The organism is Anaerococcus nagyae, assembly GCF_017874535.1.
Taxonomy (GTDB): Bacteria; Bacillota; Clostridia; order Tissierellales; family Peptoniphilaceae; genus Anaerococcus; species Anaerococcus nagyae.
In genome coordinates, this window is the sequence record NZ_JAGGLS010000010.1 from 22,536 (window position 1) to 46,904 (window position 24,369).

The following is a 24,369-nucleotide window of genomic DNA, read 5'->3' on the forward strand; positions in this document are numbered from 1 at the left end:
CTAGTCCCTCAATCCTTTGCCTGTAAGCGATAAGAATACATCATTCAAAGACGGAGATTGGCTTGTTAGGCTATCATAATTTATTGAATTCTCATTTAGTATATTTATAAGTTTGATTAAATTATCTTTACCATTGGCAAAACTTAGATGATAAGTATCATTTCTAAAATCCATTTCTAAAAGCGAATCAATTGATTTTATTTTTTCAATTATTTCATTATCTAAGTTTTCACTCCTAAATGATATTTTTTCCTTTGTATCTATCATAGCTTTCAAGCTATCAGAACTACCTTCTGCAATGACTTTTCCTCTATCTATAATAACTATATAATCGCATAGCTCTTCCACTTCATCCATGTAATGGGATGTGTATATAATTGTGGCACCATTTTTATTTAGTTTCTTTATGCCTTCCAAAATATTATTCCTAGATTGAGGATCTACAGCTACTGTTGGCTCATCAAATATTATTATATCTGGCTCATGAGCTATTCCACAAGCTATATTAAGTCTTCTTAAAAGCCCACCAGATAATTCTTTTGGCCTAAATTTCAAAAATTCGTTAAGTCCAACTAAGTCTATAGTCTCTTCAATAAGTTGCTTTCTTTTGTCCTTATCCTTTATGTATAGTCCACAAAAATAGTCAATATTTTCATATACGTTTAGCTCCTCATAGACACCGACATCTTGAAAGACTACTCCAATTTTTTTCTTTATATCGTATGATTCTGGAGTCATTTCTTTTCCGTATATCTTTATGCTACCACTATCTTTTTTAATTAATGCTAACAAACAATTAATAGTTGTGGACTTTCCCGATCCATTAGGACCTAACAATCCTAATATGCTACCTTTTTTTACATCTAGGTCTAAATTATCAACAGCTCTTATTTTCTTATATGTTTTTACTAATCCTTTAATTTCAATTACATTTTCCATAGGATCCTCCTATGAAAATTATATCATTAATTTTATATAAAATATATATATTATATAAATCTTACAATTTATGATCTCATTAAAATAAAAAATCCACTAAAAAAATCGGCATCAAGTTTTAACTCAATTACCGATTTTTTTCATTAACTATTTATTTCTTGGATCTTCATCACTTGGCCATGCTTCTTTTTTGTGATTAGCATCCCTTTTATTTTCTTCTTTTTCGGATTTTTCTAAGAGGGCTTTTCTTGAAAGATTGATTCTTCCTTGCCTATCTATCTCCGTAATCTTAACTCTGACTTCATCACCTACAGCTAAAACATCTTCCACTTTATCAGTTCTAGCATGATCTATTTGGGAAATGTGAAGTAATCCTTCCTTACCTATTGCTATTTCCACAAAAGCTCCAAAGTTCATGATCTTAGTAACTTTGCCTGTATAGATATCCCCAACTTTTGGATCAGTTACAATAGCTCTAATCATTTCTATAGCTTTTTTACCACTAGTTCCATCATTTGCAGCTACAGTGATATGTCCGTCATCCTCAGTTTCTATACTTACGCCTGTTTCATCTATAATCTTATTTATAGTTTTTCCACCTGATCCTATTACATCGCGGACTTTTTCTGGATCTATATCTATTGTGAAAAGTCTTGGTGCATAGTCTGATATATCTTCACGAGGACTATTGATAGTAGATTCTATCAAATCTAAGATTTGCATCCTAGCTTGCTTAGCATTTTGTAATGATTCTTCTAAAATTTCTCTACTGATACCAGATATTTTCATATCCATTTGTAAAGCTGTGATTCCATCACGAGTACCAGCAACTTTAAAGTCCATATCTCCTAAGTGATCTTCTAGACCTTGTATATCTGTAAGAATTGAGATTGATTCTTCTTCTTTTATAAGTCCCATAGCAATACCAGCAACTGGCTTTTTGATTGGTACTCCTGCATCCATTAGTGATAAAGTTGAGCCACAAATTGATGCTTGAGAACTTGATCCATTAGAACTTAATACTTCTGATACAACTCGAATAGTATATGGGAAATCACTTTGTTCAGGTAATACTGGAACTAATGCTCTTTCTGCAAGATGACCATGACCTATTTCACGACGACCTGGCGCTCTAAGTGGTTTTACATCTCCTACACTAAATGGTGGAAAATTGTATTGATGCATATAGCGCTTATGAATTTCTTCTCGATTGAGTCCATCAATTATTTGAACATCTGCTGGTGAACCTAGAGTTGTTATTGATAATACTTGAGTTTGTCCTCTCTTAAACAGCCCTGAACCATGTACTCTTGGTATAAGTCCTGCTTCAGCTGAGAGTGGCCTTATCTCCTTAAGATCACGACCATCTGGTCTAATCTTATCTATGGAAATCATACGACGAACTTCCTTTTTCATTATATTATCTATTACTCTGTGAATCTCATCTTCAGATTCTGGATATTCTTCTAAGTATTTTTCCTTAGCAGCTTCTTCTATATTAAATATAGCTTCTCCGCGTTCCATCTTATCAGTTGTTCTTATAGATGACTTAATATCATCTGAATATTCTTCTATTATTTTTTCTTCAAGTTCTGATGTAAGCTCAACTTCTACAAGATTCTTTTCTTTGCCAATTTCATCAATAATTGATTGAGTAAACTTACAAATTTGTCCTATTTCTTCATGTGCTAAAAGCATAGCTTCAAGCATTTCTTCTTCTGTAAGTTCATTTGCCCCAGCTTCAACCATATTTATAGCATCAGCGGTTCCTGCTACTGTTAAGTCAAGTTTAGAATTTTTTCTTTCTTCTTCATTTGGGTTTACTATAAGTTTACCATCAACATATCCTACTGACACAGCTGCTACAGGACCTGCAAATGGTATATCAGATATACCAAGGGCAATACTTGCTCCAATAGTGGATAAACAATCTGGCTTATGATCTTCATCCATTGAAAAAACTGTAGCTATAACCTGAACATCATTGTAGTAGTTTTCAGGAAAAAGTGGACGTAATGGTCTATCCATTTGACGAGATATTAAAGTTCCCTCGTCTGAAGCTTTCCCTTCTCTTTTTAAAAATCCTCCTGGAATTTTTCCTACTGCATATAATTTTTCTTGGAAATCACAGATTAATGGAAAAAAATCTATTCCCTCTCTTGGCTTTTCACTAGCAACTGCTGTTACAAGTAGGGATGTTTCCCCATTTTTTATGTAGCATTCTCCATTAGCTTGTTCTGCAAATTTTCCTATTGTAACCTCAAGTTCATATCCATGATTTGAAGTATACTTGTAATTTTTTTCCATTGTAACTCCTAAAAAATAAGGCGGGAAATCCCCGCCATTAATTAACCTCTTATTCCTACTCTTTCAACAATGCTTCTATATCTATCGATATCATTATCTTTTAAGTAGTTTAATAATCCTTTTCTACGTCTAATCATCTTGAAAAGTCCTCTTCTTGAAGAGTGATCTTTTGGATTAGCTTTTAAGTGTTCTGTTAAGTCTTTGATTCTATAGCTTAAAATAGCTATTTGTACTTCTGGAGAACCTGTATCTCCTTCTTCTAATTGATATTCTTTAATTAGTTCTGTCTTTTTTTCTGGTGTTAACATAAATTCCTCCTATAAAATTATTATTTGCCTATAGCCTAGTAATAGTCGAGGTAGCGATTACAAAGCCAAGGTACTTTATCTATTATACCAAGAAAAAAGCATTTGTAAAGATTACAAATACTTCTTTTCTAAGCTTTCATATGCCCTTTTTTTATCACTTTCCATTTGTTCTATAAGTTCTTCTTTTGAATTAAATTTAATATCTGATCTAAAAAACTCTAGAAATTCTATAGATATATTTTCTTCATATATATCTTTATCAAAATTAAGTATATAAGTTTCTATGTTTCTAATATCATTTTCAAAGGTAGGGTTTGATCCAATATTTGATAGTGCATAATGATACTCGTCTAAAACTTTTACCCTAGTAAGGTAGACTCCATCAGCTGGAATAGTGTAAGAAAAATTTGTTTTAAGATTTGCAGTTGGAAAATTTAATGTTCGCCCTCTTTTATGACCATGAACAACTTCTCCTCTTATTTTATAATATCTGTTAAGATATTTATTAGCTTTTTCTACTTGACCTTTTTTTATTAATTCTCTTATTGTCCTAGATGAAATTTTTTCTCCATCATCTAGCTCAAAATCAACGACTTCAGTTTTATAAGAATATTCATCCTCATACTTTTTTAGTATTTCTTTATCACCTAAAGCATCCTTGCCAAACCTATAATCTTCGCCTATAATTACATATTTAGTATTTAATTTATCATATAAAATCTTTGTTATAAAGTCCTTTGGACTAAGAGACCTAAATTCTTCATTAAAGTCTAAAATACAAAAGGTGTCAATCCCTAGATCACTTAAAATTTCAATTTTATCATCTATAGAAGTTAAATATTCTTTTTCATCTATTAGTGTTTTTTTGCTATTTTCTTTAAAAAGCAAAACAGAAGGTACTAAATTTTGACTTCTTGAAACTTCTACATTTCTTTTCATTAATTTTTGATGCCCTTTATGGATACCATCAAAATTTCCTAAAGATACAGCTTTAGGTTCAAAATCTGTCATACCCATATCAAGGTCATAAACTTTTATATTATTTTTCATAAAATACTTTATCCATCTTCAAAAAATTTCTATCATTACCTATACTAGATTTAGCAAGTCCTATAAATTCATCACCTATATACACTCTTACAAGCTCATCTCCATAATAATTTTCTACTAACATAGTCATACCATTTATAGCTTGTTTATAGTATGTATTTGGTAAAGTAACTTTTTTATAGCTACTTAGGGCAAAATCAACAGGCTTTAATTTACTAAGTAATTGATCCTTATCCATAGAGAGTAAATCCTGAGATTTTACAGAATTTTCTATAAAAAAATCTCCAACTTTGCTTCTGCATAAGCTATCTACATAAGCAAAAGATCCAAGCTTATCTCCTAAATCATCTATTAAAGTTCTAATATAGGTACCCTTAGAACAAGTTATTTTAAACTTAGCCTTTGGAAATTCATACTCTAATAATTCAAATTCATAGATATTGACTTTTCTAACTTTTCTTTCTATCTCTACTCCATTACGAGCAAGATCGTATAATTTTTGGCCATTTACTTTTATTGCAGAATACATTGGAGGAATCTGGGTTATTTCACCTTTAAATCCTTCCATTACTTCTAATAACTGATCTTTATCAAATACTATATCACTAGTATCTAATACTTCTCCTGAATAATCTAGTGTATCAGTTCTTTTACCAAACACAGCCTCTGTTATATACTCTTTTTTATCATCCATCAAATAGTCTGAAACTCTAGTTGCCTTACCAATAACTATAGGTAAAACTCCATAAGCTTCTAAATCTAAAGTTCCTGTATGACCTACTTTTCTAGTATTTAGAGCTTTTTTAACAAGGCTAACACATTTATTTGAAGATATTCCCACTTCTTTATTTACATTTAAAATTCCACTAATCATTGTATATTTTTTAAGATTTCTCTTGCTTTTTCTGCCGCTTGCTCTAAGGAATTATCGAATATGCTAAATCCACTTGCATTTATATGACCACCTCCACCGTTTTCTCTGGCAGTTTTAGATATATCTACATTCTTAGATCTAAGCGATACCTTGTATTCTCCATTGCCATATTCTTTTAATAACATGGATATTTCTATACCTTCTAAGTCCCTTAATACACTTGCAACATGTTCACAATCTCCCATTTGAACATCAAATTTGGAAACTGCATCTGCACTTGATACCGCAAATACTCTATCTGTCATAAATTCTGCTTTAGATATTAGATAATTTTCAAATTGTAAAACTTTAATTGGTTTGTTTTGATAAAGGTTAGTATATATATATTCCTTATCAGCTCCAAGCTCTAATAAATGACCAGCAATTTCTAAGGTATCTTTACTAGTATTAGAATATAAAAATCTACCCGTATCTGTGACTATTCCAGTATAGAGCAATGTAGCTGATGTTTTATCTATAGGTAATTCTAGCCTACTAGCTATTTCATATATAAGCTCGCAAGTAGCTGGTGAATCTGGGTGAATGATGTTTAAATCAGATTCAATCTTACCACCTAAATGATGATCTATTACCGCAGTCATTTTTGATTTTTTTGCAACTGGAATAGCATCACCTATTCTATCCATTTCTGATGCGTCCAAAATCAATAACAAATCATAAGAATCTTTATAATCTTTTGTATAATATTTTAAATCTGGGAGAAATTTCAAATAATCGTCAATTTCATCATGACCAATTACTTGAGTTTTCTTACCATGATTTCTTAAAATTCTAGCAAGACCTAAAGATGAGCCTAGATTATCGCCATCAGGATTAACATGAGAAACTACACCAATAGTAGCAGCAGCATCAATTAAAGATTTTAATTTTTCTAAATTCTCGCCACTAATTTTCATCTTCTTGATGAGTCCTTTCATCTTTTTCTATTGTTTCTTTTATAAGTTTATCCATATAAACTCCATACTCTATAGATTCATCTAGCTTAAATCTAAATTCTGGCATAGATCTAAGTCTCATTCTATCTCCAATAAGCATCTTGATATAACCTTTTGCCTGATTTAGAGCATCTAGGACATCTTCTTTTTTGGATGTATCACCTAAGACTGATATATAGCAATCAGCAAAAGAAAGGTCATTTGTGACCCTCACTTCTATTACTGAAACTGCTGCTGTATCTGATAGTCTTGGATCATTTAGATCATCCCTAATTATCTTGGATAATTCTTTTTGGATCTCCGCCCCAATTCTTTCAGTTCTAATTTTTTTCATCTTAGTCTCTTTCTTTTTCGACTACCTCGTAAGCTTCCATGACATCTCCAACTTTGATATCATTGAATCTATTTAGACCTATACCACCTTCATAGCCATTAGCAAGTTCTTTGGCATCATCTTTAAATCTCTTCATAGATGTGATTTCTCCATCAAAAATCACTACATTATCACGTAGTAGTCTGATATTTGCACGTCTTGGAACTGATCCGCTTGTAACCATTACTCCTGCTATAGTTCCTACAGATGGCACTTTGAATGTTTCACGAACTTCTGCACGACCACGTACTTCCTCTACAAATTCTGGATCAAGCATACCTTTTATAGCACTTTCTACTTCTTCTATAGCTTCATAGATTATGCTATAAGTTCTTATTTCTATATTATTATCTTTGGCTCTTTCCATAGCTCCCTGGGTAGGGCGTACATTAAATCCTATGATAATAGCGTTGGATGCTTGGGCTAAAAGTACATCTGATTCTGTAATACCACCAACTGCACCTGCCACTACAGACACTTTAACTTCATCATTTGAAAGTTTGATAAGTGATTGGCTTACTGCATCAACTGTTCCTTTAACATCAGTTTTTACAATTATATTAAGTTCTTTTAGCTCACCTTCTGCTGCTGATCCTGAAATATCTTCAAGGCTTGCTCCCTTAGCCATAAGACGTTCTTCTCTTTTTTGGTCTTCAGCTTTTTGGGCATAACTTCTAGCAATTTTCTCATCTTCAACAGCAAATAATTTATCTCCTGCTTCTGGAACTTCTGACAATCCTAAGATTTGAACTGGAACTGATGGACCAGCTTCTTTTATAGCTTCACCTAAAGAATTGAACATAGCACGTATCCTACCAGAGGTTGAACCTGTTAGAACATTATCTCCTTCATGTAAGGTACCTTTTTGTACTAAAACTGTGGCAACAGATCCACGAGCCTTATCTAATTGAGCTTCTATTATTAGACCTACTGCATCCCTATTAGGATTTGCTTTAAGCTCTCTCATTTCTGCGACAAGTAAAACCATCTCTAAAAGTTCATCTATGCCAGCACCTGTTTTTGCGGAAACCTCAACTGTTATTGTATCTCCACCCCAGTCTTCTGCAACAAGACCATGTTCCATAAGTTCTTGCTTTACTCTTGTTGGATTTGCTTCTTCTTTATCAATTTTATTTACAGCTACTATTATTGGAATATCCGCTGCCTTAGCATGGTTAATAGCCTCAACTGTTTGTGGCATTACACCATCATCTGCAGCAACAACTAGGATTGCAATGTCTGTTGATTGAGCCCCTCTCATTCTCATTTCGGTGAATGCTTCGTGTCCTGGTGTATCCAAAAATGTAATTGATCCACCTTCTAAATTTACTGAATAAGCACCTATGTGTTGTGTAATTCCACCTGCTTCTCCAGTTGTTACATGAGTATCTCTAATGGAATCTAAGATACTTGTTTTACCATGGTCTACGTGCCCCATTACTGATACTACTGGAGCTCTTGTTATAAGATCTTCTTTATCATCCTCATAATCAAGGTCTAATTCTTGCTCTTCTATAGCTGAGTATTCCTGCTCAAGAGTAATTTCTTTACCAAAATCCATTGCTATGAGTTCTGCTTGTTCAAACTCAATTGGATCGTTCAATCCTGCCATCACTCCAAGTTGGATAAGTTTACCTATAACCGCATTAGAATTTTCACCAATCTTCTCTGCAAAAGCACCTACATTTATAACTTCTGGAATCTCAATCTTATTATTCTCTTCTTTATTTGCTTTAGCAGCTTGATTATTAGATTTGTTTGATTTATTTTTTCTATTTTTTTTCTTACGGTTCTTTCTATTTTTATTCTCATAGAAATCATCATCTTCTTTATCGAAATTTTTAGATTTCTTAGATTTATTTGATTTGTTAAACTTTTGTTTTGATTTATAATGATCATCATAATCATCTAATTCATCATAATCATCTCTACCTGAATGTTTTTTGTTATTATTTTTTTTCATATCAGTTTTATTATCTTTATTTTCTTTAGATTTTTGATCTTGTTGAGTATCTGCTTTCTTATTCTCTTCTTTAAAATATTCACTAATAAGTTCTAAGTCATCACCACTTACATTTGACATATGAGACTTTATACCTAATCCAAATTCTTTATTTAATAACTCAACCATCTCTTTTGCTGGCATGCCTTGTTCTTTTGCTAGTTCGTAAACTCTTTTTTTATCAGCCATCTATTTCACCTCATTTTACTTCATAAGCTTCTAACTCCTCGTAAATTTTTTTATCTACTTTTTGTTTAAATACACGATTAAGCTTATTATTCTTCTTAACTTCTTCTATGCATTCTTTATTTTTACAAATATATGCACCTCGTCCATTAAGCTTGCCACTTTCATCAATTACAATTCCCATCTCTTTGTTATTTACAATTCGAAGGAGATCATTTTTATTATAAAGATTCCCGCAATTTATACATTTTCTTTGAGGGATCTTTTTTTCTTTTTTCATATTTCAGAATCCTCTTCTGATTTATCTTCTTGCCCATGTAGTATTAAATCAGATTCTGCTTCATACACTCCATCAAGATCAATTTCTTTTAAATCGTCTTGACTTGATAATAAATCTTTACCATTATAGGCATCTTCTAAAGTACAATTTTCTATATCATCTGCTTTTTTATCAGATAACTTTCCACTTGCATTATCTATAGTTTCTTGATTCTCACTACGATCTTCAACGCAAATTAAATCAATATCTTCTTTAGTTTTTTCTAAAGTATTTTCTTCTTGGTTTAAACCTAGAATTTGATCAATCTCTTCTTCGCTCATATTATCAAAATCAGTTTTTGATTTTATATCTATTTTCCAGCCAGTAAGCCTTGCTGCAAGTCTAGCATTTTGACCTTCTTTACCTATGGCTAATGAAAGTTGGTAATCATTTACTACTACCAATGATTGTTTGTTCTTCTCATTTATGAGAACTTCAACAATATCTGCTGGTGATAAGGCATTTGATATAAATTCCTCTATAGACTTATCATAGTTTATTATATCAATCTTCTCATTTTGAAGTTCTTCTACTATAGAGTTTACACGAGCTCCTTTATATCCTATACAAGCTCCAACTGGATCTATAGCTTCGTCATTAGAAAATACAGCTATCTTAGTACGAGAACCCGCTTCGCGAGCTATAGAATATATTTCTATAACTCCTTCGGTAATCTCAGGAACCTCTAATTCAAATAATCTAGTTACGAGAATCTCACTAGAACGTGATAAAACTATTTGTGGTTCTTTAGATGAACTTTTCACATCTTTTATTAAAAACTTCATCCTTTCATTAGGGATGTATTTTTCACTTACAACTTGTTCCTTAAGAGGTACTACCCCTTCGATTTTGTCTAAATTCACATAAAGATTATAGCTATCTTCTCTTTGAATAGTCCCAGTAATCATTTCATTTTCACGATCAAGATATTCACCATAAACTGAATCTCTTTGCGCATCTCTTATCTTTTGTATAACAATATTTCTTGCAGTTTGAGCTGCTACACGTCCAAAGTTTTTAGGAGCTATTTTTATCCTAGCTACATCTCCGATATCGAGATTTTTATCTATTTCTTTTGCTTCTTTTAAGGAAATTTGATTAATATTATCATTAACATCATCTACAACTTCCCTTAATGCAAAAACCTCAATGTCACCAGTTTGTTTATCAACTATAACATCAACGTTTTCTGCATTGTCATAGTTTTTTTGATAGCTTTTGATTAGAGCTTTTTCTAGTGCTTCAAGGATAACTTCCTTGTCTATATTCTTATCCTTTTCTAGCTCGTCTAAGGCTAGTATAAAATCTTCATTCATAAGATCTCCTTAAAATACAATCTCTATTTTAATTTGTTTTATATCTTCTCTATTTACTTCTATCTCTTCTTGCTCATTAAGAGAAAAAACTAAACTATCATCTTTAATTTCATCTATATAGCCTAGAAAAAATTCTCCATTCTTTAGCGTAACTTTCAAAAGCTCATTACTACTTATCTCTAAGTCTCTATCTGTTTTAAGAGATCTTGAAAGATCAGGAGAAGATACCTCCAAGTAATACTGCCCTTTCACTAAATCAAGATCATCTAATTTTTGATCTAGAAAGTTACTTACTCTCTCACAATCATCTATAGTTATCCCTTGTTCACTATATATATAAAATGTAAGTACTTTACCATCTTTACCAGTTCTAAGTTCAATATCTATTAATTCATATCCTAGATTTTTTATATCATCATCAAAGGTTTCTCTAAGTGTTGTGATTAAATCCATCTTACCATCCTTTGCCTATACATATTAAAAGAGCGGATATCACGCCCACTCTTATATGGATAAATTATACCTTTTTATAGCTTTTATTCAATTGCTAAATTATTGTTAAATATTTAATTCTTCAATTTGTCATAGTACTGCTTCGACATAATAAATAAAATATAAATCATGTTGACAATGTGAACATAATTTGTTTATAATGAAACAAATACAATATTTATGGAGGTATTTTATGACTTTATTTTTAATGGGTCTAGTCGTACTCCTAGTTGGTGGCTATTTCTACTCAAAATATGTAGAAAGCCAATTAGATTTAGATGATAGACCAACACCAGCTGTCGCTAAGGCAGATGGAATAGATTTTGTAGCCATGCCTAAATGGAAAAACTGGCTAATAAATCTACTTAATATAGCTGGTACTGGACCAATTCTTGGACCTATACAAGGTATACTATTTGGTAAAGTAGCATTTATTGCAATTCCAATAGGCTGTGTTATAGCTGGAGCAACACATGACTTTTTAGTTGGAACAATGTCAATGAGAAATGGTGGAGCTCAAGTACCAAAGCTTGTAGGTAAGTACTTAGGTAATGGAGTTAGAAAAGTCTACAACGTTGTTATTGGTATTCTTTTACTTCTAACAGGAACAGTATTTGTTTATACTCCTGGAGACTTGCTCGCAAATGATGTTATGGGTTTAGCTGAAGGATCAAAGGGAATCTGGATTATATACGCTATAATATTCTTATATTACATACTATCAACAGTTCTTCCAATCGATCAGCTTATAGGTAGAATTTATCCATTATTTGGAGCGTTTTTAATTGTATCAGCAGTTGGAGTTCTTATAGGCATATTTACAAAAGGATCAGCTCACCTAGAATTTGCAGGAGCAGGCTATATTAGCGAGCATCCACTTGGACAAAAATTTATACCTGCATTCTTTATAACTGTAGCTTGTGGTATACTTTCAGGTTTCCACGGTTCTCAAGTAACACTTGTTTCTAGAACTGTCGCTTCAGAAAAAGAAAATAGAGCAACATTCTATTCAACAATGATTGCTGAAGGTGTTATTGCTATGATTTGGGCTGCTGGAGCAATGGTAATATTCTCTCAAGGAATAGTACCACTAGATACTAGAGCAACTTTAATGGTTGGTGAAATTTCTAAATACTTTATGGGCAATATCGGCGGACTCATTGCTATCATAGGTGTTATAGTTCTTCCAATCACATCTGGTGATACAGCATTTAGATCACTAAGACTAATCGTAGCTGAAGAACTTAATATAGATCAAAAAGTTCCAGTTAAAAGAATTGGTGTAGCTGCAGTATTATTTATTCCAGCTATATTAATATTAGCATGGGCTAAAAACGATCCAAATGGATTCAACCTATTATGGAGATACTTCGGATTTACTAATCAATTAGTTGCCTTATTTGCTCTAGCAACTGGAACTAGCTACTTATTAAATAACGGCAAAAATTATTGGATATCACTTATTCCTGAACTTTTCTATACATTTATAGTATTCTCATTTATTATAAGTGATAAGGGAGTAGGGTTTGGTGCAGACTTTAAGGTAGCTTATATTATTGGTGCGATTATCAGCATTGTAATAGCAATTCTTACAGTTAAAAAAGCAAAGAAAAATAAAGACCGTATTGCAGCTATTGTATTAAATTAATTAGATACTTGTCTTTGGGAGAGTTTGCTCTCCCTTTTTCAAAGGAAAATTTATGAAATTTATATATACTGACAAAGCTAAGGATTATATAAGAAAAAATAATATAGATAAAATTTTTATCAGAGAAGATGTAGAAAGAGGGATGGGTTGCTGTGATCTTGGATCTATAAATCTTAGAATAAGTCCAAAAGGAAAAAACGAAGATATGTTAAAAAAAGAAACTTCCAAACTAGTCACAACATACTACGATCCTAGGTTAGAATCCTTACTAATGAATTATCCAGAAGTTGAAATTTCAGTGTTTGGATTCGGAAAAAAGAAAAAATTTTATACAGCAACTGAATTCTCACCACTTAATTCTTAAAGAGGATAGTGCATAATTAATAAATCGTCTAAAAATCATTAGAAGGAACCTCTATGGAAATTTTGTATACACTAACCGTCAGGCTATGTAAAAAGTTTACTAATAGAAGCTTCTAATGATGGGACGATAATTATTCGTAGTTTGCAACAACCCCTTTTGTATAATTAATTTATTTTGATAACCCTATCACTTTTACTAGCTAGTCCATATCGTGAATAACAATAATAATTGTTTATTAAATTCATCTTTTAGTGATAAAATAATTTTAAAAACTTCTTCACTCATAATTGGATCCAAAGATCCTGTTGGTTCATCTTTTAAGTCTGCATATTCCATACAAATCAAAAGACTTACTCTAACAATTTTTTCATTTATTAAAACATTCGTTTGGAAAATATAGTTTATTTCATTTCTCCGAAGCAGAGTAGCTTCTTTGCTATCTATATCAGGGAGTTTTCGCCTTTGAATAAAATCTCTCCATTATCATAAGTCTCTAAAATACCATTCATGTTTAAAATTGTAGACTTCCCAGAACCGCTTTTACCAACTATGGCTACAATTCTTTTTCATCAACAGAAAATTTTAGATCATCTATTCCATTTCTATTTCCAAATAACTTTGATATATTCTTTGTTTCATAATTTTCTCCCCTATTTTAAAAACTCTACTATCACTTTAAATTGATTTTTATCTGTAAACATTCTTAGTAAAGCTATTTCTATCAAGCCAATTATTAGAGAAATTATAAATCCAAAAATTGATCTCTTAATTATTGCAATCAATAAATTTATAAAAGCCGCAATTAAAATCACTGCCAAAATAGGACTATATATTTTTTATTATTATAACCTAGAAATTTTTTGATGTTTACTTCTTCTAGATAAACTTCCCTATATACGTTATTAAATTATATAAGATTATTCTACAAATTACTGTAAATAGTACAGCTACTAATACAAACGTTAATATAGATTGACCTAAACTTTGAATCCTACCGCCTATCAAATCTTTTATTTTTACAAACTCTGTCATATTATCTTCTAAATGAAATTTTTTATAATAATCTTTATTTACATATTTATCATAAGCTTTTTGATTAAATTTGATAAAAGATCTTCTTTCACCACCTGCTAATAAACTAGAAGTTTCAAACCATGACATATTATCTTTGCACAATAAATTAATAACAGGTTCTATGGCTTTTAAAGGGAACTTCTCTTAATACCAACATAGTTAACTAAAGTTTTAAAACTTTTATCTTTAGCATATTGTTTTTCCCCAGAATTTAGGGTTTAACTTATATTTATTAACTTTACAATCACTAGCCATCCAGTAAATATGAACTATTTTTACACCAGTAAAGTCAAGGCTTTCAACTTCTTTTAGCAAAACAGCATTTTTTACCTAAAAATTTTGAAATATAATTTCCCACTTCATTGCTTTTACTAGTATCAATATTATTTAAGAAACTTCCTTATAATCACTTGAAATATTTTTAAAATTTTCATTATATTTCTTATCTAAAAATATGCTTACTAGTATTGCAAATACAATAGATTGGATAATCAGTAAAATAATTATTACTTTTTTATTTATACTATCTTCATAAACACCTCTATAATGTTGTGCAATATATTTATAACCAATTCAATAATATAGGATAATTACATTAAAAAACCACTATTTTAAAATATTCCATCAAATAAGCTCATTTGATTTTTCTCGCCTAGACCATCTATAATTCCAAAATTCTTAAGACTTTCTAGAGCATTTTTATTTACAGCTGTTCTTTTGTTTAAATCTTCTATAGAAATGAATTCGCCTTTATCTCTTTCGTTTACTATATCAATAGCCATAGCCTCAGATACATTATCAACAGATGAAAGTGGTGGAAGTATATATCCTTCCTTTTCACTTAGAATAAACTTAGAAGCATGAGATTTATATAGATCGGCCCTATCTATTTTTATATCTCTAGCATACATCTCTTCAGCTACTTCTAAAACTTTTCTAATGCCCTCATCACGAGCTGTAAGATCAAATCTTTGAGCATATGATTTAAGAGCCACTTGAATCGACTCTAATCCGTTAATTATAATAGAATAAACAAAATCTGAAAGCTTTGTATTAAAGTAAGTTGCATAAAAAGCAGCAGGATAATAAACTTTATAATAAGCTATACGATAACTCATAAGACAATATGCAACTGCATGGGCTTTTGGGAATAGATATTTAATCTTTAGACAAGATTCTATATACCATTCTGGCACTCCATTTTCTCTCATATACTCCAGTTGTTCTTCTGATAGGGATCTTCCTTTCCTTACAATCTCCATAATTTGAAAAGACTTCTTCTTATCTAGACCCTTTTGTATAAGAGAGTTCATAATATCATCACGAGTTGATATTATTTCATCAAAATTCGCAGTTTTATCTGAAATTAAATCTCTAGCATTATTATTCCACACATCTGTGCCGTGAGAAAGTCCTGAAATTCTTGTCATCTCTGAAAACTTAGTAGGATATGCTTCCTTTAACATTCCTCTAACAAAATTTGTACCAAATTCTGGTATACCCAGCGTTCCTATCTCATTATTCGAGAAATCGTGCTTAATATCTAAAGGTTCAGTAGTTGAAAATATCTTCATAACTTTAGAGTCGCCCATTCTTATCTTAAGAGGATCTGTTCCTGTCAAATCTTGCAGAGCACGTATGATTGATGGCACATCATGACCTAAAAGATCCAGTTTTAATAAAGTCTCATGCATCATATTATAAGTAAAATGTGTTGTCTTTATATCACCATTAGGATCATCTGCAGGATATTGAATAGGTGTTATATCAAATATATCAATATCATTAGGTACTACTATTAAGCCACCTGGATGTTGACCTGTGGTTCTTTTTACATCCTTAAGTCCTCTTTGAAGTTTTCTAATCTGAGCATTTGTAAATTCTTCACCATATTCTTCACTATATTTTTTTATATAGCCAAAAGCAGTGTTATCTTGGATAGCACCAATAGTTCCAGCTCTAAATACCTTGCCTTTACCAAATAATTCTTCTGTATATTTATGGATTATAGGCTGATATTCTCCAGCAAAGTTTAAGTCTATATCTGGTTCTTTATCTCCTTCGAAACCTAAAAAAACTTCGAATGGTATATTGTGTCCATCTTTATTCATAGGAGTACCACACTTTGGACAATCTTTGTCAGGATAATCTATTCCAGCTCCCAGCCTATCCTCTTCAAAGAACTCACTATGCTTACACTTTGGGCAAACATAATGAGGTGATAGAGGATTAACTTCTGTTATATCTGCCATAGTAGCAGCAAACGACGAACCTACAGATCCACGAGAGCCTACCAAATAGCCATCTTCATTAGATTTTCCTACTAGCTCTTTTGCAATTATATAAAGAACTGCATATCCATTAAAGATTATAGAATTAAGTTCTTTTTCTAGACGATCTTCTACAATCTTAGGCAATGGCTCTCCATATATTGATTTCGCCTTATTATAACAGGTTTCTCTAAGCTTTTCATCAGATCCATCTATCTTCGGAGGAAAAGTTCCTGGAGGGATTGGTCTGATATCCTTAATCTCATCGGCTATTATTTTAGGATTAGTTATGACAAGTTCATGGGCAAGGTCCTTATCTAAATAAGAAAACCCTTCAAGCATTTCATTAGTTGTTCTTAAATAATATAAAGGCTCATTCTCATGATATCTAAAATATTGTCCTTTATGTAAGATATTTCTTAGCATATAATCATCTGGCATTAAATACCTTACTCCACCCGTTGCCACTACCAATTTATTATGCTTTCTCCCTAGATCTATGATTTTTTTATTAATCTCAATTACTTGATTGTAATCTCTAATTCGTCCATTTGTAATTTCATCTGCAAAAATCCCAAGTGGTTCTACCTGCAAAAAATCAAATAACTCTAATAATTCACTAATCTTTTCTTCTGGATAGTCGTTTAATAATGATCTAAAAAGTATACCATCATGTCCACCACTACCTATTAAAATACCTTCTCTGTACTCTTTTAAAATTGAAATAGGAGTTCTAGCTTCAGTATTAAAGTTCTCCATTCTAGATTTTGAAATTAACTTATATAAATTTTTGAGACCTGTTTCATCTTTAGCAAATACTATGGTTGAAAAATTCTCGAATTTAGACTTAGGGTACTCTGTATTCAATGTATTTATATTAGCTAAATTTAAGTCCTGATTCATTATCATATCATACATTTTTATAAAAATTTGGGCTGTAGCACGAGCATCATCACTTGCCCTATGGTGATTAAAGGCTGGTATATTTAATTTTCTCGCTATTTTATCAAGTGAAAACCTACCCATATCAGTAAACAAAGCTCTTGCCATAGGTAAAGTATCCATGTAAATTGGAGCAAAATCTAATCCTAATTGCTTAGAATTCTCTTTTACAAACCCTATATCAAAATCCGAATTCTGACCAACTAAGATTGTATCTCCTGCAAATTCTAAAAACTTTGGCAATATCTTATCTATCTTAGGCTTATCCATTACCATTTCATTAGTAATGCCTGTTAGTTCTACTACTTTTTCTGGTATTATCTGTTCAGGATTTACTAGCTCATTAAATTCTTCAGTAATTTCTCCATTTTTAACTCTAACAGCACCTATTTCTGTTATCTTATCTTTAAATCTTGAAAGTCCTGTAGTTTCTAAATCGAATACAACAAATTCTTGATCTTTAATATCACTAGTTTCAGGAATTTTTTTATCAGATAGATTTGTTAGGATCCTAAGCTCATCTTCTACAAGCAAAAGTTCAGCTCCTGGAAGCATTTTTTTACCTGTTTTACTTATAGCATCATAAAGATCTGGCAAAGCTTGAAGAGTTTCTGTATCAGTAATCCCTAGACCATCCCATTCCCAATCATCAAGAATACTAACTATGTCCTTATTATCTACAAAACCATCTAGGTTGGTCATTTTAGTATGTAACTCTAGCTCTATTCTCTTTTCATAAGCTGTATCTATCTTCTTACTAACGACAGCATCCTTTAATGAGTTGATTGTAAATACATCATCATGAGCGTAATCATCATAGTTTAGTACACCTTCTACTTGAACAGCTATACCATTAGCCAATAGATTTAAACAATCTTTTTTATTTTGAGAAACAAAAATCTTACAACTAATAGCATCTGTATTGTCTTCTAGGTCAAAGGTGTATATAAATGAGTGATTACGAGTTTCAAATACATCAAGACCATAAACCGTTCCTATTAAAGAAACGGTTATCCCCTTTTTATCATAAATATCATCTATAACAATCGGATCATTCTTAATTTTTCTTCCATAATCTAATCCATCGACTGGAACATCTATTTTTTTCTCTTCCTTAGTATGACTCATAGCGTGACTTATCCTAGCTTGTAAGTCCTTTTCTTTTCGTTCAATTAAATTAGAGCAAGGATTATTTACATTCTTACAATTATCTTTGCTATTATTTAAAGCTTCTCTTGGCTTAATATTTAAATCTATATCATCAATAATTTCCACTTCATTTATCTCTGGATTTTTATCTTCGCAAATTTCATCATTTGTATCAGGTTCTAACATGACAAACTCTATAGTAAGATTCACATAAGATAAATAATCATCTAGATCCGCTCTCACCTTATCCTCTAAGTAATTTAGATTTGATTCTACAGTAAGTTTGAGCTCATTTTTCTCTCTGTAATAAACAGCGTTGGTAATTGTATATTCATTTTCCTTAATATCTACAAATTTGCTTAAATCAATTTTCATTTAAATGACTTTCTTTTAATACTTTTAAGAGAGTATCTACTATTTCATCTTCCTTAACTTTCTTTATGGTTTCACCATTCTTAAAAAGAAATCCCATACCATTTGCAGCGGAAATGCCATAGTCTGCTTCCTTGCTTTCTCCAGGTCCATTTACAGGGCATCCCATAATAGCTATCTTTGCATCTACACCTAAGCCCGCCGCTTTTTCTTCAACTTCTGCTACTATTTCTTCTAAATTAACCGTAGTTCTTGAACAAGTTGGGCATGATACAATATCAAGACCATCATGGCTAAGATTTAAAGATTTTAGTATAGTTTTTGCTGCTTTTACTTCTTCTACAGGATCTCCTGTAATTGATACACGAATAGTGTCCCCTATGCCGTCTTTTAGAAGAGATCCAATTCCAATAGATGATTTCACAAGGGCTTGATACAATGGACCTGCTTCTGTAACTCCTAAATGGAGTGGATAATCTACTAAACTACTTAGCTTCCTATAGGCATCTATCATTGTATTTACATCAGAAGATTTTACAGATATTTTCATATCATAAAAATCCGTATCTTCTAAAATCCCAATCTCTTCCATGGCACTTTCTACTAAAGAAGTTGCATTGACCCCACCAAACTTATCTAATATTTCTCTAGAAATAGAACCTGAGTTTACCCCAATTCTAATAGGTATATTACGCTTTTTGCAGGCTTCTACTATTTCTCTCACCTTATCTTCGCTACCTATATTCCCTGGATTGTATCTTAAACAATCACAACCATTTTCTACAGCCGCTAGAGCTAATTTGTAGTCAAATTGAATATCTGCTACAAATGGTAGATTGGTTCTTCTTTTTATTTCGGAAATTGCTTTGGCATCATCCATATCATTAACAGCTGAACGTGAAATATCACATCCTGCATCTTCTAATGCATTTATTTGACTAACTACAGTTTCTATATCACTGGTCTTTGCTGTAGTCATTGATTGGATAGAAATAGGAGAGTTGCCTCCAACTGCAACATCTCCTACATAAATTTGTCTAGTTTCTTTTCTCATTACATCTCCTTAAAAAAGTGTAAATATATCTTTAATTGTGATTATTAATATTAAACTTATTAATATCACAAATCCAACAACAGTAACTTTTTCTTCAATTTTTTTATTAACCCTTTTTTTAGTAATCATCTCATAAAGGTTAGTAAATAACTTAGACCCATCAAGGGCAGGAAATGGTATCAAGTTAAATACTCCAAGGTTTACGCTAATATATGATAAAAAGTATAGGACACTCATAGCTCCATTTTGAGCTTGATTCCCTATCTCCTTTACCACTCCTACTGGTCCGCTTAAAGCTCCAAAGGAAAGTTTTCCCGTAAATAGCATGCCTAAAATGCTAAAAATCATCTTTATATTGCGCCAGGTTTCCTTAAAGCCAAGTCCAATTGATTCAAAAAATCCTACGTTTCTCATTTTTGAAGTAATTCCTAAAAGCGGAATATCATTTTTAAAAACCGGTTTAATTTCATATGATTTAATATTGCCATCAGATGACTTAGCAACAACTTCTATTGGCTCTTTACTATCATTTTTTGAATAATAATCAGATAAAATCTTAGAAATGTCAGTAAATTCATTTACATTCTTATCATCTATTTTTACTATCTGATCACCAATATTTATACCTGCTTCCTTAGCAGAAGAATCTTTTGCAAAACCTCCTACATAAGTTGTGCTAGTGCCTGTATTGAAGACTACTATTGTAAAAATAATAATAGCTAAAATAAGATTCATCATAGGGCCTGCAAGAATAGTTAAAAATCTTTTACCTGCTGGTGCATTATCATAGCTACGAGGATCATTTGACTCTTCATCTTCTCCTTCCATAGCACAATATCCACCTATAGGTAAAGCTCTAAGAGAGTATTTTGTTTCTCCTTTTTGAGATGATTTTATAGAAGGACCCATCCCTACTGCAAATTCATTTACTTTTATACCTGATAACTTTGCCACTATAAAATGTCCAAACTCATGAATAGTTACTAGAGCTAAAAACATTATAAGGGCAATAATAATTGTTCCCATTGATTCTCCTTACAAAACAGATAATAAATAAAATATAGGAGCTATGAATACCATAGAATCAAACCTATCCATGATACCTCCATGACCTGGAATAAGATTCCCAAAATCCTTTATACCTGTTTTTCGTTTTATATATGAAGCTACCAAATCACCTAATTGAGATAAGATAGCCCCTATTATAGAAAATATAATAACATATGTTAAGTTAATGTTAAGAGGAGCATATTTTACATAGATAATATTTAATATAAGAGCACCTATAATTCCACCAATAGATCCTTCCAAAGTCTTATTAGGACTAATGTGAGCTATAGACTTTATCTTGTTTTTACCAATTAATGAACCAGTCAAGTAGGCAAAGGTATCCGATCCCCAAGCAGTTATATAAAGTGACCATACATAGCTTATATCAGCAATTTTAATAATACTTCCCATAAGAGTTGGCACATACATTATTATAAAAATACTAGCAAATATATCATTTAACGTTCTATTTTTGTTAAATAACATATATATTAATATAGCTATAACAGAAAATATAATAGCTAAATTAAAAGCATCTGGATTACTATTAATAGTTAAAACCATTATTAATAAATCACATACATATAATAGCATCTTTGGTACTTTTACATCAATATTTTCAAAAGCTTTAGTTATTTCCTTAATAGCAATTAAGGAAAAGATTGTAAAACCAACAGCTAAGCTTATATGTCCAAAATATGTTATAGCTAACAATATTAAAAGGATTAATGCTCCTCCCAAAGTTCTCACTAATAGATTCATTTAATATCTCCATATCGTCTATTGCGATTAGAATATGCTAATAAAGCTCTATCAAATTCTTCCTCATTAAAGTCTGGCCATAATACATCAGAAAAATATAATTCTGAATAGGCTATTTGATAAATCAAAAAATTTGAAATACGAATCTCCCCACCTGGTCTTATTAATAAATCAGGATCAGGTATATCTTTAGTATATAAATGCTTAGATATAAGATCCTCATTTATATCATCCTTATTAAATCCTTCATCTATTATATCTTTTAAAGCATGAACTATATCATCTCTGCCACCATAGTTTACAGCAATGTTTACAAATAATGACTTATTATTTTTAGTTTTATTAATTCCCCTTACTATAGCATCTCTAGTAGTTTTGGGAAGAATCGATAAGTTTCCTAAAAAATTTAGTTTACAATCTTCCTCCATTAACTGATCTATCTTATCATTAATAAACTTGATCATAAGTTTCATTAGATAGTCCACTTCCTTTGCTGGTCTTTTCCAGTTCTCTGTAGAAAAGGCATAAACTGTTAAATATTTAATTCCTCTTTTTTTTGCATGAATTGCAATATCTACGACATTATCAGCCCCATTTTTATGGCCAAAAGTCCTAGGCTTATTTCTCTTTGTCGCCCAACGACCATTTCCGTCTAATATTATCGCAACATGATTTGGTATGTTTATATCTTCCATAATAACCTCTTTATAAAGTCTAATGGTATTATACCATTTTTAATTGTGTTTATTTTTGTAAAATAGCTTAAAAAATAAGTTATTTATATATCCATATGCTTTACCAAAAGTAAATTTGTGATATAATTTATGTGGATAATACAATATAAGTGATATTGCAGGATACTTTAATAGATCCAAGCTTTTAATCAAATCACTTTTTTGTAAATATAATAATTAGTTAAGCATCTTTTAGTGCAAAGAACGGTATCAAATAGAACCGTATCAGGAGGAAAAATGAAAAACACAAAACTAGATAACAAGAAGCTAGTAACAGCTTCAGTACTTGGTGCAATTACAATTGTACTTGGATTAACACCACTTGGACTAATACCACTTGGGATAATAAATGCTACAACCATGCATATACCTGTAATTATTGCAGCCATAGTAGAAGGACCTTTAGTAGGGGCTTTAGTTGGGCTTATTTTTGGTATATCATCACTAGCAAACGCATTTTTAAGACCAGGTCCAATTTCTTTTGTATTCTATAACCCACTTATATCAATACTTCCTAGAATATTAATCGGTATAACTTCTTATTACGCCTATAATGGAGTAAAAAAAGCAAGTACTAAAAATTCTAAAACCATAGCCAGAGTTATTTGGATACTTATATCTTTAGCTTTAGTATATGTCCTATATAAAGATATTAAAACAGGTGCTTCTCCATTAAATATAACTATAGTAGTTATATTACTTTTGATAAGCATAGCTTTGTTTATCTATTCAAGAAAATCTTCATCCCTAGATTTTCCAGTAGCAATAGGAGCTTTTGTAGGATCTATGACCAATACAATTTTAGTATTAGGTGGTATATATTTAATTTATGCACAAAAATATGTAGAAGCGCTAAATATACCTTTAGAAAATGCAAAATCTGCAATACTTGGAGTTTCAGTTACATCTGGTATTCCAGAGGCTATTTTCTCAGTTATAATAACAACTGCAGTTGTTAAAGCTGTAAAAAGATCAAGGAGGTAAGGTGTTACTTGCAATTGATATAGATAATAAATTTACTAAATTTGGAATATTTAATTTTGATCAAATGCTCGATAGCTTTTCAATAGTAACAGATAAAAATAGATCTATTGAAGAAACCAAACTTACGATAAAGTTAATATTATTAGATAAAAAAATAAATTTAAGCGATATTGATGATATAATAATCTCTTCAGTAGTTCCAGAGCTGTCAATTCGCTATGAAGAAATTTCCCAAAAGATTACCAATAAAAAACCGATATTAATATCTTCAGGAGTTAAGACTGGACTTAATATAAAATGTGAGAGTCCAAAAGAGGTTGGTTCAGATAGGATTATAAGGGCTGTTGCAGCTAGTAAAACTTATGATGGTGATATTATAGTAATATCAGCTTCAAGTATTACTACAGTTGATTATATTAATTCAAAAAAAGAATTCTTGGGAGGATTAATCTTACCAGGTATAGATTTATTTGAAGATTCACTTCACAGACAAAGTGCAAAATTACCTCAAGTGGAGATAAAAAAGCCTGATAAATTTTTAGGAAATAATACTATTAGCTCAATCCAAAGCGGTATATATTATGGATATCAAAATGCGGTTTTGGGAATTGTCAATAATATTGTAGATCAATATGAATTAAAAAAATCTAATACCGTAATATTGACCACTGGTGTACATTCCGATTTATTAATTAATAGTAAGTTTGATATAAAAAAAGATACAACTTTAGGACTTAATGGTCTAAAATACATTTATGAATTAAATAAAAATAATTTGAAATAGCGAAAAAGCTGCTTGGTATAC

At 31.1% G+C, this 24,369-nt stretch carries 23 protein-coding genes; 4 read left to right on the forward strand and 19 right to left on the reverse strand.

All coding sequences use genetic code 11. The annotated features are described in order from the left end of the window. From J2Z39_RS07580 to J2Z39_RS07630, 11 genes are all read right to left on the reverse strand, one after another. A complete protein-coding gene (locus J2Z39_RS07580; protein ID WP_117520687.1) occupies positions 1-939 on the reverse strand; it encodes an ABC transporter ATP-binding protein in 939 nt (312 codons plus the stop codon). 147 nt (positions 940-1,086) lie between these two features. Further along, a complete protein-coding gene (locus tag J2Z39_RS07585; protein ID WP_117520685.1) occupies positions 1,087-3,246 on the reverse strand; it encodes a polyribonucleotide nucleotidyltransferase in 2,160 nt (719 codons plus the stop codon). Between the two features lie 41 nt (positions 3,247-3,287). Beyond that, on the reverse strand, positions 3,288-3,554 hold the full coding sequence (gene rpsO, locus J2Z39_RS07590) for a 30S ribosomal protein S15 (RefSeq protein ID WP_117520683.1): 267 nt from the start codon (positions 3,552-3,554) through the stop codon (positions 3,288-3,290). A gap of 111 nt (positions 3,555-3,665) precedes the next feature. Next, a complete protein-coding gene (locus J2Z39_RS07595) occupies positions 3,666-4,604 on the reverse strand; it encodes a bifunctional riboflavin kinase/FAD synthetase (RefSeq protein WP_209814612.1) in 939 nt (312 codons plus the stop codon). Then, positions 4,594-5,478, reverse strand: a complete 885-nt coding sequence (gene truB / locus J2Z39_RS07600) for a tRNA pseudouridine(55) synthase TruB (protein ID WP_209814613.1) — start codon at positions 5,476-5,478, stop codon at positions 4,594-4,596. The genes J2Z39_RS07595 and truB overlap by 11 nt, the downstream gene beginning before the upstream one ends. Beyond that, entirely contained in the window at positions 5,475-6,434 is a 960-nt protein-coding gene (locus J2Z39_RS07605; RefSeq protein ID WP_245325745.1) for a DHH family phosphoesterase, read from the reverse strand. Before J2Z39_RS07605 ends, truB begins: the two co-directional genes overlap by 4 nt. Continuing rightward, complete coding sequence (gene rbfA / locus J2Z39_RS07610; protein WP_117520676.1) at positions 6,424-6,807, reverse strand: 30S ribosome-binding factor RbfA; 384 nt, start codon at positions 6,805-6,807, stop codon at positions 6,424-6,426. The genes J2Z39_RS07605 and rbfA overlap by 11 nt, the downstream gene beginning before the upstream one ends. 1 nt (position 6,808) lies before the next feature. Beyond that, positions 6,809-9,037 (reverse strand): translation initiation factor IF-2, encoded by a 2,229-nt coding sequence (gene infB / locus J2Z39_RS07615; RefSeq protein WP_209814615.1) that lies wholly within the window; start codon positions 9,035-9,037, stop codon positions 6,809-6,811. A 10-nt stretch (positions 9,038-9,047) separates the two neighbouring features. Then, positions 9,048-9,314, reverse strand: a complete 267-nt coding sequence (gene rnpM, locus J2Z39_RS07620; RefSeq protein ID WP_117520672.1) for an RNase P modulator RnpM — start codon at positions 9,312-9,314, stop codon at positions 9,048-9,050. Then, entirely contained in the window at positions 9,311-10,669 is a 1,359-nt protein-coding gene (gene nusA, locus J2Z39_RS07625) for a transcription termination factor NusA (RefSeq protein WP_117520670.1), read from the reverse strand. Before nusA ends, rnpM begins: the two co-directional genes overlap by 4 nt. Positions 10,670-10,678: 9 nt before the next feature. Further along, positions 10,679-11,122, reverse strand: coding sequence for a ribosome maturation factor RimP (locus J2Z39_RS07630; protein WP_209814617.1), 444 nt, complete (start codon positions 11,120-11,122; stop codon positions 10,679-10,681). A gap of 232 nt (positions 11,123-11,354) precedes the next feature. On the opposite strand from J2Z39_RS07630, the gene J2Z39_RS07635 reads away from it, so the two are divergent. Then, the gene (locus tag J2Z39_RS07635; RefSeq protein WP_209814619.1) at positions 11,355-12,809 is read left to right on the forward strand and encodes a carbon starvation CstA family protein; all 1,455 of its coding nucleotides are present in this window, start codon (positions 11,355-11,357) and stop codon (positions 12,807-12,809) included. A gap of 52 nt (positions 12,810-12,861) precedes the next feature. Then, positions 12,862-13,173: a hypothetical protein gene (locus J2Z39_RS07640; protein ID WP_117520664.1), complete on the forward strand. Its 312-nt coding sequence runs from the start codon at positions 12,862-12,864 to the stop codon at positions 13,171-13,173. A 195-nt stretch (positions 13,174-13,368) separates the two neighbouring features. Here the strand turns inward: J2Z39_RS07640 and J2Z39_RS07645 are convergent, their stop codons facing one another. From J2Z39_RS07645 to J2Z39_RS07680, 8 genes are all read right to left on the reverse strand, one after another. Then, the gene (locus J2Z39_RS07645; protein WP_209814620.1) at positions 13,369-13,509 is read right to left on the reverse strand and encodes a hypothetical protein; all 141 of its coding nucleotides are present in this window, start codon (positions 13,507-13,509) and stop codon (positions 13,369-13,371) included. A gap of 104 nt (positions 13,510-13,613) precedes the next feature. Further along, positions 13,614-13,733: an ATP-binding cassette domain-containing protein gene (locus J2Z39_RS08720; protein WP_209814647.1), complete on the reverse strand. Its 120-nt coding sequence runs from the start codon at positions 13,731-13,733 to the stop codon at positions 13,614-13,616. 316 nt (positions 13,734-14,049) lie between these two features. Then, a complete protein-coding gene (locus J2Z39_RS07655) occupies positions 14,050-14,334 on the reverse strand; it encodes a hypothetical protein (protein ID WP_209814622.1) in 285 nt (94 codons plus the stop codon). 524 nt (positions 14,335-14,858) lie between these two features. Next, positions 14,859-18,983 (reverse strand): PolC-type DNA polymerase III, encoded by a 4,125-nt coding sequence (locus J2Z39_RS07660; RefSeq protein ID WP_209814624.1) that lies wholly within the window; start codon positions 18,981-18,983, stop codon positions 14,859-14,861. Beyond that, positions 18,973-20,034, reverse strand: a complete 1,062-nt coding sequence (gene ispG, locus J2Z39_RS07665; RefSeq protein WP_209814626.1) for a flavodoxin-dependent (E)-4-hydroxy-3-methylbut-2-enyl-diphosphate synthase — start codon at positions 20,032-20,034, stop codon at positions 18,973-18,975. Before ispG ends, J2Z39_RS07660 begins: the two co-directional genes overlap by 11 nt. A 9-nt stretch (positions 20,035-20,043) precedes the next feature. Next, positions 20,044-21,060 carry a M50 family metallopeptidase gene (locus tag J2Z39_RS07670; RefSeq protein WP_209814628.1) on the reverse strand — a complete coding sequence of 339 codons (1,017 nt, stop codon included), beginning with the start codon at positions 21,058-21,060 and terminating at the stop codon, positions 20,044-20,046. A 9-nt stretch (positions 21,061-21,069) separates the two neighbouring features. Beyond that, entirely contained in the window at positions 21,070-21,846 is a 777-nt protein-coding gene (locus J2Z39_RS07675) for a phosphatidate cytidylyltransferase (protein WP_117520654.1), read from the reverse strand. After that, the gene (locus tag J2Z39_RS07680; RefSeq protein WP_117520652.1) at positions 21,843-22,541 is read right to left on the reverse strand and encodes an undecaprenyl pyrophosphate synthase; all 699 of its coding nucleotides are present in this window, start codon (positions 22,539-22,541) and stop codon (positions 21,843-21,845) included. The genes J2Z39_RS07675 and J2Z39_RS07680 overlap by 4 nt, the downstream gene beginning before the upstream one ends. 276 nt (positions 22,542-22,817) lie before the next feature. Between J2Z39_RS07680 and J2Z39_RS07685 the strand changes: the two genes are divergently transcribed. Beyond that, positions 22,818-23,564, forward strand: coding sequence for an ECF transporter S component (locus J2Z39_RS07685; protein WP_117520650.1), 747 nt, complete (start codon positions 22,818-22,820; stop codon positions 23,562-23,564). Position 23,565: 1 nt separating this feature from the next. After that, positions 23,566-24,348 carry a type III pantothenate kinase gene (locus tag J2Z39_RS07690; protein ID WP_209814630.1) on the forward strand — a complete coding sequence of 261 codons (783 nt, stop codon included), beginning with the start codon at positions 23,566-23,568 and terminating at the stop codon, positions 24,346-24,348. Positions 24,349-24,369: the final 21 nt, after the last annotated feature.

What these genes read in the sequence shown, in the direction of transcription:
- J2Z39_RS07595 (WP_209814612.1), bottom strand. Translation starts at nt 4,604, where the DNA reads ATGAAAAATAATATAAAAGTTTATGACCTTGATATGGGTATGACAGAT.
- J2Z39_RS07670 (WP_209814628.1), bottom strand. Translation starts at nt 21,060, where the DNA reads ATGGGAACAATTATTATTGCCCTTATAATGTTTTTAGCTCTAGTAACT.
- J2Z39_RS07605 (WP_245325745.1), bottom strand. Translation starts at nt 6,434, where the DNA reads ATGAAAATTAGTGGCGAGAATTTAGAAAAATTAAAATCTTTAATTGAT.
- truB (WP_209814613.1), bottom strand. Translation starts at nt 5,478, where the DNA reads ATGATTAGTGGAATTTTAAATGTAAATAAAGAAGTGGGAATATCTTCA.
- J2Z39_RS07680 (WP_117520652.1), bottom strand. Translation starts at nt 22,541, where the DNA reads ATGGAAGATATAAACATACCAAATCATGTTGCGATAATATTAGACGGA.
- rpsO (WP_117520683.1), bottom strand. Translation starts at nt 3,554, where the DNA reads ATGTTAACACCAGAAAAAAAGACAGAACTAATTAAAGAATATCAATTA.
- rbfA (WP_117520676.1), bottom strand. Translation starts at nt 6,807, where the DNA reads ATGAAAAAAATTAGAACTGAAAGAATTGGGGCGGAGATCCAAAAAGAA.
- J2Z39_RS07585 (WP_117520685.1), bottom strand. Translation starts at nt 3,246, where the DNA reads ATGGAAAAAAATTACAAGTATACTTCAAATCATGGATATGAACTTGAG.
- J2Z39_RS07640 (WP_117520664.1), top strand. Translation starts at nt 12,862, where the DNA reads ATGAAATTTATATATACTGACAAAGCTAAGGATTATATAAGAAAAAAT.
- J2Z39_RS07630 (WP_209814617.1), bottom strand. Translation starts at nt 11,122, where the DNA reads ATGGATTTAATCACAACACTTAGAGAAACCTTTGATGATGATATAAAA.
- rnpM (WP_117520672.1), bottom strand. Translation starts at nt 9,314, where the DNA reads ATGAAAAAAGAAAAAAAGATCCCTCAAAGAAAATGTATAAATTGCGGG.
- J2Z39_RS07580 (WP_117520687.1), bottom strand. Translation starts at nt 939, where the DNA reads ATGGAAAATGTAATTGAAATTAAAGGATTAGTAAAAACATATAAGAAA.
- infB (WP_209814615.1), bottom strand. Translation starts at nt 9,037, where the DNA reads ATGGCTGATAAAAAAAGAGTTTACGAACTAGCAAAAGAACAAGGCATG.
- J2Z39_RS07645 (WP_209814620.1), bottom strand. Translation starts at nt 13,509, where the DNA reads ATGGAATATGCAGACTTAAAAGATGAACCAACAGGATCTTTGGATCCA.
- J2Z39_RS07685 (WP_117520650.1), top strand. Translation starts at nt 22,818, where the DNA reads ATGAAAAACACAAAACTAGATAACAAGAAGCTAGTAACAGCTTCAGTA.
- J2Z39_RS07655 (WP_209814622.1), bottom strand. Translation starts at nt 14,334, where the DNA reads ATGTCATGGTTTGAAACTTCTAGTTTATTAGCAGGTGGTGAAAGAAGA.
- nusA (WP_117520670.1), bottom strand. Translation starts at nt 10,669, where the DNA reads ATGAATGAAGATTTTATACTAGCCTTAGACGAGCTAGAAAAGGATAAG.
- J2Z39_RS07635 (WP_209814619.1), top strand. Translation starts at nt 11,355, where the DNA reads ATGACTTTATTTTTAATGGGTCTAGTCGTACTCCTAGTTGGTGGCTAT.
- J2Z39_RS07675 (WP_117520654.1), bottom strand. Translation starts at nt 21,846, where the DNA reads ATGAATCTATTAGTGAGAACTTTGGGAGGAGCATTAATCCTTTTAATA.
- ispG (WP_209814626.1), bottom strand. Translation starts at nt 20,034, where the DNA reads ATGAGAAAAGAAACTAGACAAATTTATGTAGGAGATGTTGCAGTTGGA.
- J2Z39_RS07660 (WP_209814624.1), bottom strand. Translation starts at nt 18,983, where the DNA reads ATGAAAATTGATTTAAGCAAATTTGTAGATATTAAGGAAAATGAATAT.